Origin of the sequence: Enterovibrio coralii (assembly GCF_001559595.1) — a bacterium.
GTDB lineage: Bacteria > Pseudomonadota > Gammaproteobacteria > Enterobacterales > Vibrionaceae > Enterovibrio > Enterovibrio coralii.
The window spans coordinates 1-14909 of the sequence record NZ_LNTY01000054.1; the positions used below are offsets into that span (position 1 = coordinate 1).

Consider the following 14909-nt stretch of genomic DNA (forward strand, 5'->3'; position numbering starts at 1 on the left):
CTTCGCAATCCGTGAAGGTGGCCGTACTGTAGGTGCGGGTGTTGTTGCTAAAATCATCGAATAAGATTTGACGACACACTAACAAAAAGGGCATCATTTGATGCCCTTTTTCTGCACCAAAACTTTGGATTGAACTTTTTTTCGCCAATTGGTCGCAGTGATAACTATTTTGGGATAAGAAAATACGCGTAAACGGACATCCGTTATTATTTTCTTTATCTATTACCTCGCTGACGCGAGGTTGTTGTCGTCTATGAAATAGACTAGTTACAGGTAGAATGTATGAAAGCGAATGCTGAAGCCCCAACCGGGTCAATGGACGCCCTAAAATGGGTTGTGGTCTTTGCCTTACTGGCAACTGCGGTAGTGGGAAATAGCCTGTACAGTGATATGTCTGTCGTGCTTCGAGCTGCTGCTGTAGTTGTGCTTGTTGCTGCAGCTGGTGGTGTTGCCGCCCTGACAGCGAAAGGCAAAGCAGCGATCACCTTTGCACGTGAGTCGCGTATGGAAGTGCGTAAAGTGGTTTGGCCTACTCGCCAAGAAACTTTGCAGACCACTCTCATCGTTCTGGCTGTCACTGTCGTCATGGCGCTCATCCTGTGGGGCATCGACGGTATTATGGTCCGTCTGGTCCGCCTATTCACTGGCGTGTGAGGTTAACTACATGAGCGAAGCTCCGAAAAAACGTTGGTATGTTGTTCAGGCTTTCTCTGGCTTTGAAGGCCGAGTATCAAAGTCGCTGAAAGAACATATCAAGATGCACGAGATGGAAGACTACTTTGGTGAGGTACTGGTACCTACTGAGGAAGTCGTCGAAATGCGCGCCGGACAGCGCCGTAAAAGTGAACGTAAGTTCTTCCCAGGCTATGTACTGGTTCAGATGATCATGAACGATGAGTCATGGCACTTGGTTCGCAGCGTTCCACGTGTAATGGGCTTTATTGGCGGTACGCCAGATCGTCCAGCACCGATTTCTGACAAAGAAGCGGATGCAATCCTGAACCGTCTGGAGAAGGCGAGTGAATCACCAGTCATAAAACTGTTTATGAAGCAGGTGAAGTTGTTCGCGTTACTGAAGGCCCATTTGCGGACTTCAACGGTGTAGTAGAAGAAGTAGATTACGAGAAGAGCCGCGTGAAGGTTTCTGTATCTATTTTCGGTCGTGCTACACCAGTAGAGCTAGAGTTCGGTCAAGTAGAAAAAAGCTGATCGTTTTTTGCTCGGAAATAGTTGCGAGGGGCGCGAAATTTGAATACAATTTCGCGCCCTTTTGTTAAACGGGGAGTCTGTTCTCATAAGACAGACGTTTGAACCCAAATTTAGGTATTTAGTAATGGCTAAAAAAGTAGAAGCTTACATCAAGCTGCAAGTTGCAGCTGGTATGGCTAACCCAAGTCCACCAGTTGGTCCAGCTCTGGGTCAGCACGGCGTGAACATCATGGAATTCTGTAAAGCGTTCAACGCACGTACAGAATCTCTAGAGAAAGGCCTGCCAACTCCAGTAGTTATCTCTGTATACGGCGACCGTTCTTTCACTTTCGAACTGAAGACTCCACCTGCAGCAGTTCTGCTGAAGAAAGCAGCTGGTATCAAGTCTGGTTCAGGCCGTCCTAACACTGAGAAAGTTGGTACTGTTACCGACGCTCAGATCCAGGAAATCGCGGAAACTAAAGCGAAAGACATGACTGGTGCTGACATTGAAGCGATGAAACGCTCAATCGCTGGTACCGCTCGTTCAATGGGTCTGGTAGTAGAGGGTTAAGACAATGGCAAAACTGACTAAGCGTATGCGCGTAATCCGCGAAAAAGTTGATGTAACTCGTGAGTACGACATCAACGAAGCTGTTGCTCTGCTGAAAGAACTGGCTACTGCTAAATTCGTTGAAAGTGTTGACGTTGCTGTAAACCTGGGCATCGACGCACGTAAATCAGACCAAAACGTTCGTGGCGCAACTGTACTGCCACACGGTACTGGCCGTGACATCCGCGTAGCGGTATTCACTCAAGGTGCGAACGCTGAAGCTGCTAAAGCTGCTGGTGCTGACATCGTTGGTATGGAAGATCTGGCTGAGCAAGTTAAGAAAGGCGAGATGAACTTCGACGTAGTTATCGCATCTCCAGATGCAATGCGCGTTGTAGGTCAACTGGGTACTATCCTGGGTCCTCGCGGTCTGATGCCAAACCCGAAAGTTGGTACTGTAACTCCTAACGTTGCTGAAGCAGTTCAAAATGCTAAAGCTGGTCAGGTTCGTTACCGTAACGACAAGAACGGTATCATCCACACCACCATCGGTAAGGTTGACTTCGACGCTGACAAGCTGAAAGGTAACCTGGAAGCTCTGCTGGTAGCTCTGAAGAAGGCTAAACCTTCTCAAGCGAAAGGTGCTTTCATCAAGAAAGTAAGCATCTCTACCACTATGGGTGCAGGTGTTGCGGTTGACCAGAACACTCTGGACGCGAACGCAAACTAATTGATTGAAGTGGCGGGTTGCTGTATAATTCGTCGCTTCAAATTTATGGCTAAGTTCGGTTTTACCGAACTTCGTCCAAGACCGTAGGCGTCTCTTTCCTAGATGGAGACTTAATAACTACCTACGTAGACGGTGCCAGGAACATGATAGATATTATCTTTCTTGGATCTGCACCGTAATTACTCTCCTGCTGTGAAGCAGCGAGTGGTGTACATATAATCCAGGAGCAAATCCAAATGGCATTAAATCTTCAAGACAAAAAAGCAATTGTTGCTGAAGTCAACGAAGCTGCCGTTGGTGCCCTGTCTGCAGTTGTAGCTGATTCTCGCGGCGTAACCGTGGGTGCGATGACTTCTCTACGTAAACAAGCTCGTGAAGCTGGCGTTTACATGAAAGTTGTTCGTAACACCCTGGCTCGTCGTGCAGTAGAAGGTACTGACTACGAGTGTCTGCAAGACACTTTCGTTGGTCCTACTCTGATCGCGTTCTCTACTGAGCACCCTGGTGCTGCAGCACGTCTTTTCAAAGACTTTGCTAAAGAGAACAAGAACTTCGAGATTCGTGCTGCTGCATTCGAAGGCGCACTAACTAACGCTGACGTTCTGGCGACGCTGCAACTTACGACGAAGCTATCGCACGTCTGATGATGTGCATGAAAGAAGCGTCTGCTGGCAAGCTGGTTCGCACTATCGCGGCTGTTCGCGATCAGAAAGAAGCTGCGTAATTCGCATTGCTTTTTGCTGGTTGCTATTTAAACTAATTGTTGACTTTAAAGAGAATTGTTATGTCTATCACTAATGAGCAAATCCTAGACGCAATTGCAGAAATGTCTGTAATGCAAGTTGTTGAGCTGATCGAAGCAATGGAAGAGAAGTTCGGCGTTACTGCAGCTGCTGCAGTAGTTGCTGGCGGTGCTGTTGCTGAAGCTGCTGAAGAGAAAACTGAGTTCGACGTAATCCTGACTGCTGCAGGCGCGAACAAAGTTGCTGTTATCAAAGCAGTACGTGGCGCAACTGGTCTGGGCCTGAAAGAAGCGAAAGCAGTTGTTGACGGCGCTCCAGCTCCTCTGAAAGAAGGCGTTTCTAAAGAAGAAGCTGAAGCTCTGAAGAAAGAACTGGAAGAAGCTGGTGCTTCTGTTGAAGTTAAGTAATTATAGCTTAGCTTCTTAGCCTTAATTGGCTAATGGCTGGTGGCTTTTTAGCCACCGGCCTTTTTGCGCTGTAGGGCAGTAGTGAATTTTACACCCCGTTTAGTCACTATTCTCCTAGCAAAAAACATCGGAATTAACCCTCTGATGTTCCTACAGTAAACGGCGGTTTATAGTTACTGTCCCATCAGTCTGGACAGTTTGGGTCACTTATCAGCGAGCTGAGGAACCCTATGGTTTACTCTTATACCGAGAAAAAGCGTATCCGTAAGGATTTTGGTAAGCGTCCTCAAGTTCTGGACGTGCCATACTTGCTGTCCATCCAGCTAGATTCCTTCGAGAAATTCATCGAGCAGGATCCAGAAGGGCAATACGGACTTGAAGCTGCTTTTCGCTCTGTCTTCCCGATTCAGAGCTACAACGGCAACTCTGAGTTGCAATACGTTAGCTATCGTCTCGGTGAGCCAGTATTCGATGTTAAAGAATGTCAGATCCGTGGCGTAACCTACTCTGCACCACTGCGCGTTAAACTGCGTCTAGTGATGTTTGATAGAGATGCACCTGCTGGCACCGTAAAAGACATCAAAGAGCAAGAAGTCTACATGGGTGAAATTCCACTCATGACGGACAATGGTACCTTTGTTATTAACGGTACTGAGAGGGTTATCGTATCCCAGCTGCATCGTAGCCCGGGCGTCTTCTTCGACAGCGATAAGGGTAAAACCCATTCCTCAGGTAAAGTGCTGTATAACGCGCGCATCATTCCATACCGTGGTTCATGGTTGGACTTTGAATTCGATCCTAAGGACCTGCTGTACGTACGTATTGACCGTCGTCGTAAGCTGCCTGCATCGATCATTCTGCGTGCACTTGAGTACACTACTGAGCAAATCCTAGACCTGTTCTTCTCGAAAATTGTTTTCGAAGTAAAAGGCAAGTCTCTAGTGATGGAGCTGGTACCTGATCGCCTGCGTGGTGAAACCGCAAGCTTCGATATCGAAGCAAACGGCAAGGTATACATCGAAAAAGGCCGTCGCATTACTGCGCGCCACATTCGTCAGCTTGAAAAAGACGACGTTACACAAATTGAAGTCCCTGTTGAATACATCGTGGGCAAAGTTGCTGCACGCGATTACATCAACGAGGAAACTGGTGAGATCATCGCTGGTGCTAACCAAGAGCTGAGCCTGGAATCTCTGGCGCTTCTGTCTCAGGCTGGTCACAAGAAGATCGAAACCCTGTTCACCAACGACCTGGATCACGGCCCGTACATGTCAGATACTCTGCGTATCGACAGCACGACTGACCGTCTGACCGCGTTGGTTGAAATCTACCGCATGATGCGTCCTGGTGAGCCACCAACGCGTGAAGCAGCAGAACAGCTGTTCGAAAGCCTGTTCTTCTCAGAAGATCGTTACGATCTGTCTGCGGTAGGTCGCATGAAGTTCAACAGCTCGCTAAACCGTGAAGAGATGACCGGTGAAGGCGTACTGAGCCATGACGACATCATCGAAGTAATGCGCAAGCTGATCGATATCCGTAACGGTATCGGTGAGGTGGACGATATCGACCACCTAGGCAACCGTCGTATTCGTTCTGTTGGTGAAATGGCTGAGAACCAGTTCCGTGTAGGTCTGGTACGTGTTGAGCGTGCGGTTAAAGAGCGTCTGAGCCTTGGCGATCTCGACAACGTGATGCCACAGGATCTGATCAACGCTAAGCCTATCTCTGCGGCAGTTAAAGAGTTCTTTGGCTCTTCTCAGCTGTCTCAGTTTATGGACCAGAACAACCCGCTGTCAGAAGTAACGCACAAGCGTCGTATCTCTGCACTGGGTCCAGGCGGTCTGACGCGTGAGCGCGCAGGCTTTGAAGTTCGAGACGTACACGCAACCCACTACGGTCGCCTGTGTCCTATCGAAACGCCTGAAGGTCCAAACATCGGTCTGATCAACTCGCTTTCAGCGTTTGCTCGTACTAACCCGTACGGCTTCCTGGAAACGCCTTACCGTAAAGTTGTTGACGGTAAAGTGACCGATGACATCGACTACCTATCTGCGATTGAAGAAGGTCAGTTCGTTATCGCGCAGGCAAATGCCGCGTTGAACGAAGACGGTTCTTTCACAGATGAATTGATCACTGCTCGTCAGAAAGGTGAATCAGGTCTGCACCCACGTGACCATGTTCAGTACATGGACGTTGCAACCAACCAGGTTGTATCGGTGGCAGCTTCTCTGATCCCGTTCCTTGAGCACGACGATGCTAACCGTGCACTTATGGGTGCGAACATGCAACGTCAGGCCGTACCAACTCTGCGCGCTGATAAGCCGCTGGTAGGTACTGGTATTGAACGTGCAGTAGCGGTTGACTCGGGCGTAACAGCTGTTGCGAAACGCGGCGGTATGGTTCAGTCCGTAGACGCATCACGCATCGTTATTAAGGTTAATGAAGATGAGCTGGTACCAGGCGAAGCCGGTATCGACATCTACAACCTGACGAAGTACACCCGTTCTAACCAGAACACCTGTATCAACCAGCGTCCATGTGTAATGCCAGGCGAACCTGTGCTGCGCGGCGATGTACTGGCTGACGGTCCTTCAACAGACCTGGGTGAACTGGCACTTGGCCAGAACATGCGTATCGCGTTCATGCCTTGGAACGGTTACAACTTCGAGGACTCCATCCTTGTATCTGAGCGCGTAGTACAGGAAGACCGCCTGACTACCATCCACATCCAAGAACTGTCTTGTGTGGCGCGTGATACTAAACTGGGTAGCGAAGAAATCACTGCTGACATCCCTAACGTGGGTGAAGCTGCGCTGTCTAAGCTTGACGAATCTGGTGTTGTATACATCGGTGCGGAAGTGAAAGGCGGCGACATTCTGGTAGGTAAAGTAACGCCTAAAGGCGAAACTCAGCTGACACCAGAAGAGAAACTGCTACGCGCAATCTTCGGTGAAAAAGCGTCTGACGTTAAAGACTCTTCTCTGCGTGTTCCTAACGGTGTATCTGGTACGGTTATCGACGTACAAGTATTTACCCGTGATGGTGTAGAGAAAGACAAGCGTGCGCTTGAAATCGAAGAAATGCAGCTGAAAGAAGCCAAGAAAGACCTGACAGAAGAGTTCTCTATTCTGGAAGGTGGTCTGGTAGCACGTGTTCGCGGCGTTCTGGCAAATGCTGGTTACAGCCAAGAGAAACTGGCGAACATGGATCGCCAAGCGATGCTGTCTCAGACTCTTGACGACGAAGCACTGCAAACTCAGCTGGAGCAACTGGCTGAGCAGTACGACGAATTGAAAGCTGACTTCGATAAGAAGTTCGACACCAAACGCCGTAAGATCACTCAGGGTGACGATCTGGCACCGGGCGTCCTTAAGATTGTTAAGGTATACCTGGCTGTTAAACGTCGTATCCAGCCTGGTGATAAGATGGCAGGTCGTCACGGTAACAAGGGTGTTATCTCTAAGATCAACCCTGTTGAAGACATGCCGTACGATGAAAATGGTGAGCCAGTAGATATCGTACTGAACCCACTGGGTGTACCGTCTCGTATGAACATCGGTCAGATCCTTGAAACCCACCTTGCCTTGCGGCGAAAGGTATCGGTAACAAGATCAACAAGATGCTTAAAGAGCAGCAAGAACTGGCGAAATTCCGTGAGTTCCTGCAGAAGGTTTACAGCCTGGGTGATACGCGTCAGAAAGTCGACATCAGCACTATGACTGATGACGAAGTGCGTACATTGATCCAAAACTTGCGTGCAGGTCTTCCGATCGCAACGCCAGTATTCGATGGTGCACCAGAGCCAGCGATCAAAGAGCTGTTGAAACTGGGTGATCTGCCAGAGTCTGGCCAGCTGAACCTGTTCGATGGCCGTACCGGTGACAAGTTTGAGCGTCCAGTAACCGTTGGTTACATGTACATGCTGAAACTGAACCACTTGGTTGATGACAAGATGCACGCCCGTTCTACCGGTTCTTACAGCCTGGTTACTCAGCAGCCGCTGGGTGGTAAGGCTCAGTTCGGTGGTCAGCGTTTCGGTGAGATGGAAGTGTGGGCGCTGGAAGCATACGGCGCAGCATACACCCTGCAGGAAATGCTGACTGTTAAGTCGGATGACGTGAATGGTCGTACGAAGATGTACAAGAACATCGTCGACGGCGATCACCGCATGGAACCGGGTATGCCGGAATCTTTCAACGTATTGCTGAAAGAAATCCGCTCGTTGGGTATCAACATCGAGCTGGAAGACGAATAAGCCAACGCTTAATCGTGACGCCCTCCGCTTTGCGGCGGAGGGATGTTCCGGTATCAATATGAAGGTGCAGGTAACCTGCACTTTTATGGGTCAACTCCTCACAGGAGCCGAATGTGAAAGACTTACTTAAGTTTCTGAAAGCACAGCATAAGACCGAAGAATTTGATGCAATCAAAATCGGTCTGGCTTCACCAGACATGATTCGTTCATGGTCTTTCGGTGAAGTTAAAAAGCCAGAAACCATTAACTACCGTACCTTTAAGCCTGAGCGTGACGGTCTGTTCTGTGCACGTATCTTTGGCCCGGTAAAAGACTACGAATGTCTTTGTGGTAAATACAAGCGCCTGAAGCACCGTGGCGTGATCTGTGAAAAATGTGGTGTTGAAGTTACTCAGACCAAAGTACGTCGTGAGCGTATGGGTCACATTGAGCTGGCTTCACCTGTTGCCCACATCTGGTTCCTGAAATCACTGCCGAGCCGTATCGGTTTGCTGATGGACATGCCTCTGCGTGACATCGAGCGTGTTCTGTACTTCGAATCATACGTTGTGATCGAACCAGGCATGACCGATCTTGAGCGTAGCCAAATGCTGTCTGAAGAACAGTACCTGGACGCGCTGGAGCAATGGGGTGATGAATTCGACGCTCGTATGGGTGCCGAAGCAGTTAAAGCTCTGCTGGCCAACATGGACCTAGCAGCTGAAGCTGAACTGATGCGCGAAGAGCTGGAAGAAACCAACTCTGAAACTAAGCGCAAGAAACTCACCAAGCGCCTGAAGCTTGTTGAAGCATTCCTGCAGTCTGGAAACAACCCTGAGTGGATGATCCTGACTGTTCTTCCAGTTCTGCCACCGGACCTGCGTCCTCTGGTACCACTGGATGGCGGTCGTTTCGCGACTTCAGATCTGAACGATCTGTACCGTCGTGTAATCAACCGTAACAACCGTCTGAAGCGCCTGCTGGATCTGGCTGCACCTGACATCATCGTACGTAACGAAAAACGTATGCTGCAAGAGTCAGTTGACGCCCTGCTGGACAACGGTCGCCGTGGTCGTGCCATTACTGGTTCGAACAAGCGTCCTCTGAAGTCTCTGGCTGACATGATCAAAGGTAAGCAAGGTCGTTTCCGTCAGAACCTGCTTGGTAAGCGTGTAGACTACTCTGGTCGTTCGGTAATCACCGTAGGTCCATACTTGCGTCTGCACCAGTGTGGTCTTCCTAAGAAGATGGCACTTGAGCTGTTCAAACCATTTATCTACGGCAAGCTGGAAGCTCGTGGTCTAGCGACCACCATCAAAGCTGCTAAGAAGATGGTAGAGCGCGAAGAAGCGGTAGTTTGGGATATCCTGGATGAAGTTATCCGTGAACACCCAGTACTGCTGAACCGTGCACCGACACTTCACCGTCTGGGTATTCAGGCGTTTGAACCAGTGTTGATCGAAGGTAAAGCAATCCAACTGCACCCACTCGTTTGTGCGGCATACAACGCCGACTTCGATGGTGACCAGATGGCTGTTCACGTACCTCTGACACTGGAAGCACAGCTTGAAGCACGTGCTCTGATGATGTCGACCAACAACATCCTGTCTCCTGCGTCCGGTGATCCAATCATCGTACCTTCTCAGGACGTTGTACTGGGTCTGTACTACATGACCCGTGAAAAGATTAATGCGAAGGGTGAAGGTCTGTACCTGTCTGGTCCTGCGGAAGCTGAAAAAGCATACCGTACCGGCTGCGCAGAACTGCACGCACGCGTAAAAGTTCGTGTTCGCGAAGTATTGGTAGATGAACTGGGTAACCGCCAAGAAAACATTGGTCTGGTTGATACCACAGTTGGTCGTGCAATGCTGTGGCAAATCGTGCCTGAAGGCCTGCCATACAGCATCGTTAACCAAGCACTGGGCAAGAAACAAATCTCTGCTCTGTTGAACACCTGTTACCGTAAGCTGGGTCTGAAAGACACCGTAATTTTCGCTGACCAAATCATGTACACCGGTTTCGCATACGCGGCACTGTCTGGTGTATCTGTTGGTATCGACGACATGGTGATCCCACAGGCGAAATACGACCTGATCGAAGCAGCAGAAGCTGAAGTTGCTGAAATTCAGGAGCAGTTCCAGTCTGGTCTGGTTACCGCGGGCGAACGTTACAACAAAGTTATCGATATCTGGGCTGCAGCTAACGAACAAGTAGCTAAAGCGATGATGGATAACCTGTCTTTCGACACTGTTATTAACCGTGACGGTGAAGAAGAAGAACAGAAGTCATTCAACAGCGTATACATGATGGCCGACTCAGGTGCTCGTGGTTCGGCTGCTCAGATTCGTCAGTTGGCGGGTATGCGTGGTCTGATGGCGAAACCAGATGGTTCTATCATCGAAACGCCAATCACTGCGAACTTCCGTGAAGGTCTGAACGTACTCCAGTACTTCATCTCGACGCACGGTGCTCGTAAGGGTCTGGCGGATACCGCACTGAAGACTGCGAACTCCGGTTACCTGACTCGTCGTCTGGTAGACGTAGCGCAAGACGTAGTTGTTACCGAAACAGATTGTGGTACCTCAGAAGGTATCAACATGATGGCGGTAATCGAAGGTGGTGACGTTAAAGAAGCACTGCGTGAGCGTGTTCTGGGCCGTGTGGTTGCAGAAGACGTGATGAAGCCAGGTACTGAAGAAGTACTGGCGCCGCGCAACACTCTGCTTGACGAGAAGTGGTGTGACATCCTGGAGCAAAACTCTGTTGACCAGGTGAAAGTGCGTTCTGTCGTAACGTGTGAAACTGACTTCGGTTGTTGTGCAAACTGTTACGGTCGCGACCTGGCACGTGGTCACATTGTTAACCACGGCGAATCTGTGGGCGTTATCGCTGCACAGTCAATCGGTGAACCAGGTACACAGCTGACGATGCGTACGTTCCACATTGGTGGTGCGGCATCTCGTGCGGCAGCAGAAAGCAGCATTCAGGTGAAGAACAACGGTTCTATGCACCTGCACAATGCGAAGTTCGTTACCAACAACGCTGGTAAGCTGGTGATCACTTCACGTGCATCAGAAATGACTATCGTTGATGAGTTCGGCCGTACTAAGGAAAGCTACAAGCTGCCTTACGGTTGTATTCTGAGCAAGCTGGATGGCGACCAAGTTAAAGCGGGCGAAACCGTTGCTAACTGGGACCCACACACAATGCCGATCATCACTGAAGTAGAAGGTCGCATCGAGTTCGTTGACATGGTTGACGGTGTTACCGTTCAACGTCAAACGGATGAGCTGACGGGTCTGTCTTCAATGGTTGTTCTGGATGCTGCAGAGCGTACGTCAGCGGGTAAAGACATGCGTCCTACCGTTCGTCTGCTTGACGCATCTGGTAACGCAGTAATGATCCCAGGTACTGACATGCCTGCACAGTACTTCCTGCCTGGTAAAGCAATTGTCCAGTTGGAAGACGGCGCAAACGTAGGTGTGGGTGACACGCTTTCTCGTATTCCTCAGGAATCTGGCGGTACGAAAGATATCACCGGTGGTCTGCCACGCGTAGCAGACCTGTTCGAAGCACGTAAGCCTAAAGAGCCTGCAATTCTGGCAGAGATCACAGGTGCTGTTTCCTTCGGTAAAGAAACCAAAGGTAAACGTCGTCTGATCATCACGCCAACTGAAGGCCAGCCATACGAGGAAATGATTCCTAAGTGGCGTCAGCTGAACGTATTCGAAGGTGAGAAAGTAGAACGTGGTGACGTAATCGCCGACGGTCCAGAATCTCCACACGACATTCTGCGTCTGCGTGGCGTACGTGCGGTAACTGAGTACATCACTAACGAAGTACAAGACGTTTACCGTCTGCAAGGCGTTAAGATTAACGACAAGCACATCGAGACTATCGTTCGTCAGATGCTGCGCAAGGTAACTATCACATCTTCAGGTGACTCTGAGTTCCTGGAAGGTGAGCAGGTAGAATACTCTCGCGTAACTATCGCGAACCGTCAGCTGGAAGCAGAAGGTAAAGCACCTGCTGGCTTCGAGCGCGATCTGCTGGGTATCACCAAAGCGTCTCTGGCAACTGAATCGTTCATCTCTGCGGCATCGTTCCAAGAAACGACTCGCGTACTGACCGAAGCAGCTGTATCTGGCAAGCGTGACGAACTGCGCGGCCTGAAAGAGAACGTAATCGTTGGTCGTCTGATCCCTGCGGGTACTGGTTTCGCTTACCACAAGTCGCGTCAAGCGCGTCGCAACGTGGTAGAAGAGCCAGCAGCTCCGCAAATCGATGCTGAACAAGCATCTCAGGATCTGGCAGCCCTGCTGAACGCTGGTCTGAGCGACGAAAACTAATCATCGCTAGCTAGATAGTAAAAGGCACCCAATAGGGTGCCTTTTTTATTGCCTGCGATTTAGCAAACGAAACAATCCCTGAGAAGCGAGAAGCGAGAAGCGAGAAGCGAGAAGCGAGAAGCGAGAAGCGAGAAGCGAGAAGCGAAGTCAACAAAACCGGCTGATGGGAGACATCAACCGGATGAAAGTAAAAGCAATCTTACGCGCCAGGTGGAATCGCGAGGCTGTCAGCAATCAGCTGGATCAGCATGTCTTCCTGTTCAAAGCGAAGTTCCATGATTTCGCCAACGCGGGAGATATCGCTGTCAAAGCCAGTGAAGTTATCTTCCGTGATGGTAAAGTCGCTGTACTTGTCGTTGAACGTCAGTAAAGGCTCTGTGGTTTCAACGATGCGGGCGTACAAGGAATCGATTTCAGCATTGCTTGAAAAGCCAGTCGACTTCCAGCGTGCCATTACCATGTCGTAAATCTTGAAATGACCGGCTGAGATATAATCAACCAGTGATTCACAGAAGCGATTCAACGCCTGCTCGGTCGGTAGGCAATTCTTGTTGCCGCCCGTTAACCCAGCCACCTTGGAGTATTCGACAAGCAATTCTTGTCTGAGCGTCAGCCAGTAGTCGATGACTTCACTGTAGCCACCCCACTGCTGTTGTGCTTTTTCGAGTTTGTTAAGCATGACCACGTCCTCATGATCAGCGCACCTGAGCGCTTTTATAGGATTTCGGCCATATCAATCAGGCCTTCAATTGTCTAACATCAGGTTACTGAATTTAGATTGCCGCAAATTGCAGCGGTTATCAAGGATCGAAACTGCGTTATGTCTGATCGAAATGATCTTGTGTACTTATGTTGTGTAAGTGACGGTAAGTTGTGGCTATCTGATCACAGCTTGCCAATAATCTCTAAATATCAATTGGATAAAATCTCCCCGACGCACTACGTGATTGGTCAGCATGACGGTAAAAGTGTTTACTACGTGCCATCGTCGGAGCAACTCGACCCGGAAAGCTTCGAGGGACTTCGCACCCTGCTAGGGTTACCACCTGCGCTGTTTAATCTTGCCGGAAAGGCGATACAGCTTGATCACATGCAAGCCTCACTGGGTTTTTGTAGCCGCTGCGGTGGTGAGAACCTGTTTGATAGCAAGCATTTGGCGATGTCTTGCCAACGGTGCAATACCCTCTCGTATGCCCGCATTTCACCGTGCGTGATTGTGGCGGTGAGAAAAGAAAACCAAATCCTACTGGCTCAGCACCCTCGACATAAAAACGGCATGTATACCGTGATTGCTGGCTTCGTCGAAATGGGTGAAACCCTCGAAGAGTGTGTGGCGAGAGAGGTGAAAGAGGAAACCGGGATTGAGGTGACCAACATTCACTATTTTGACAGTCAGCCTTGGGCGTTTCCGTCTAACTTGATGATGGGCTTTATTGCCGATTATCAACGCGGCGAGATAAACCCTGATTACGAAGAGCTGACGGATGCGCGTTGGTTTGATGCCGATGATTTGCCGCTGGTGGCACCAGAGGGCACCATCGCGAGACGCCTTATCGACGCTGTGACAGGTTAAAAGAAAGGGATGCAATGCATCCCTGTTTCTATTGGGTGTGCGCAAGGATAAGCGCGTTTACCGCCGTGGCTTGCTCCATCTGCACCATGTGCCCAGCGTCTGCCAGTATATGTGTTTCTGCGCTCGCCATGCTCTCGGCATGCGATGCGGGTATCACCGCGTCGGATGCGCCCCATATGATGAGGGGCGAAACCAATTGCGACACATCAAGCAACTGGGTTTGCACGCCATCGACAAACAGCGATTGCGACAAGTTATCTAGTGCGGTTGTAACGCCATCTAGCCGCTTGTACTTCAGAACATCATCTACCAAGCGCGGGTAACCAAGCCGCTGTCGGCGAAGAGAAGCTGCAATACGGGCTTTAGCGTTTTCCTGCTTTCTGCATCAACAAATCCTCGGATGTAATCCGTGTTGATCTCTTTGCCAAGTCCCGCACTGCCAATGAGCGTGAGAGAAGCAATGCGCAAGGGAAATTGTAGAGCTAAACTTGCGCTGATCAGCCCGCCCATCGAGTGACCGACAAAATGCGCCTTGGCGATGTCGAGTGTATCCATTACCTCCAACACGGTTTGGCACAGTGCACCAAAGTCGATGTCGACCTTGATGTCTGATTGCCCGTGAGAGGGGAGGTCCAATGCAAGTACCGGTGCTTTCTCTGCCAGCGCATCGAGGTTAAACAACCAGTTATCCAGATCTCCGCCAAAGCCATGAACCAGCACAAAGGGTGGGCCGCCAGCATCAGGATTTAAAAAGCTGTAGCGAATGCGCCCTGATGAAGTCTCAGCAAACGCGTAACTGGTGCTTTCTTCTTCCTGCTCATTGTTTTCGCTGGTGGCGGAAACGAAAGCGGCAATATAGGCGTCAATTTCGTCATCACTTACGTCCAGGGGTGCCAATACGCCAAGCAGCGCTTGCACGCCATAAACATCGCCTTCTTCCGCGACTTTTCTTCTCAGCAATCCCGCGTCAGGGGCTTCCACTTCACTGGCAATCTTGTCGGTTTCCACATCCATGATCACTTGGCCGACTTCTATCGTGTCTCCTTCATCCACATGCCACTCGGTTAAGGTGCCTTCTTTCATCGAAAGTCCCCATTTCGGCATAACCACGGGGATTATTTTCTCACTCATA

The 14909-nt window shown here is 49.9% G+C and carries 11 protein-coding genes and 2 pseudogenes; 10 read left to right on the forward strand and 3 right to left on the reverse strand.

What is annotated here, in order from left to right; all coding sequences use genetic code 11:
- Positions 1 to 282: 282 nt before the first annotated feature.
- The 9 genes and pseudogenes from secE to rpoC all read left to right on the forward strand — a co-directional run bounded on the left by secE (position 283) and on the right by rpoC (position 12204).
- Positions 283 to 654 carry a preprotein translocase subunit SecE gene (gene secE, locus ATN88_RS19840; protein ID WP_067419389.1) on the forward strand — a complete coding sequence of 124 codons (372 nt, stop codon included), beginning with the start codon at positions 283 to 285 and terminating at the stop codon, positions 652 to 654.
- Positions 655 to 664: 10 nt separating this feature from the next.
- A pseudogene (gene nusG / locus ATN88_RS19845) lies at positions 665 to 1209 on the forward strand (transcription termination/antitermination protein NusG).
- Between the two features lie 124 nt (positions 1210 to 1333).
- The gene (rplK, locus tag ATN88_RS19850) at positions 1334 to 1762 is read left to right on the forward strand and encodes a 50S ribosomal protein L11 (RefSeq protein WP_067419390.1); all 429 of its coding nucleotides are present in this window, start codon (positions 1334 to 1336) and stop codon (positions 1760 to 1762) included.
- A gap of 4 nt (positions 1763 to 1766) precedes the next feature.
- On the forward strand, positions 1767 to 2471 hold the full coding sequence (gene rplA / locus ATN88_RS19855) for a 50S ribosomal protein L1 (protein ID WP_067419391.1): 705 nt from the start codon (positions 1767 to 1769) through the stop codon (positions 2469 to 2471).
- A gap of 236 nt (positions 2472 to 2707) precedes the next feature.
- A pseudogene (gene rplJ / locus ATN88_RS19860) lies at positions 2708 to 3195 on the forward strand (50S ribosomal protein L10).
- A 60-nt stretch (positions 3196 to 3255) separates the two neighbouring features.
- A complete protein-coding gene (gene rplL, locus ATN88_RS19865) occupies positions 3256 to 3621 on the forward strand; it encodes a 50S ribosomal protein L7/L12 (RefSeq protein WP_067419392.1) in 366 nt (121 codons plus the stop codon).
- 230 nt (positions 3622 to 3851) lie between these two features.
- On the forward strand, positions 3852 to 7340 hold the full coding sequence (gene rpoB / locus ATN88_RS19870) for a DNA-directed RNA polymerase subunit beta (protein WP_232313438.1): 3489 nt from the start codon (positions 3852 to 3854) through the stop codon (positions 7338 to 7340).
- Positions 7241 to 7876 carry a DNA-directed RNA polymerase subunit beta gene (locus ATN88_RS27770; protein ID WP_232313439.1) on the forward strand — a complete coding sequence of 212 codons (636 nt, stop codon included), beginning with the start codon at positions 7241 to 7243 and terminating at the stop codon, positions 7874 to 7876. Before rpoB ends, ATN88_RS27770 begins: the two co-directional genes overlap by 100 nt.
- 113 nt (positions 7877 to 7989) lie before the next feature.
- Positions 7990 to 12204 (forward strand): DNA-directed RNA polymerase subunit beta', encoded by a 4215-nt coding sequence (rpoC, locus tag ATN88_RS19875; RefSeq protein WP_067419393.1) that lies wholly within the window; start codon positions 7990 to 7992, stop codon positions 12202 to 12204.
- Between the two features lie 199 nt (positions 12205 to 12403).
- On the opposite strand, the gene ATN88_RS19880 is transcribed toward rpoC, so the two are convergent.
- Positions 12404 to 12883, reverse strand: coding sequence for an Rsd/AlgQ family anti-sigma factor (locus ATN88_RS19880; protein ID WP_067419394.1), 480 nt, complete (start codon positions 12881 to 12883; stop codon positions 12404 to 12406).
- 141 nt (positions 12884 to 13024) lie between these two features.
- On the opposite strand from ATN88_RS19880, the gene nudC reads away from it, so the two are divergent.
- The gene (gene nudC / locus ATN88_RS19885; RefSeq protein ID WP_067419395.1) at positions 13025 to 13777 is read left to right on the forward strand and encodes an NAD(+) diphosphatase; all 753 of its coding nucleotides are present in this window, start codon (positions 13025 to 13027) and stop codon (positions 13775 to 13777) included.
- 28 nt (positions 13778 to 13805) lie between these two features.
- Here nudC and ATN88_RS26240 read toward each other — a convergent pair whose 3' ends face one another.
- Positions 13806 to 14090 carry an alpha/beta hydrolase gene (locus tag ATN88_RS26240; protein WP_198158427.1) on the reverse strand — a complete coding sequence of 95 codons (285 nt, stop codon included), beginning with the start codon at positions 14088 to 14090 and terminating at the stop codon, positions 13806 to 13808.
- Positions 14084 to 14908, reverse strand: a complete 825-nt coding sequence (locus ATN88_RS19890; RefSeq protein ID WP_198158428.1) for an acetoin dehydrogenase dihydrolipoyllysine-residue acetyltransferase subunit — start codon at positions 14906 to 14908, stop codon at positions 14084 to 14086. Before ATN88_RS19890 ends, ATN88_RS26240 begins: the two co-directional genes overlap by 7 nt.
- Position 14909 lies beyond the last annotated feature (1 nt).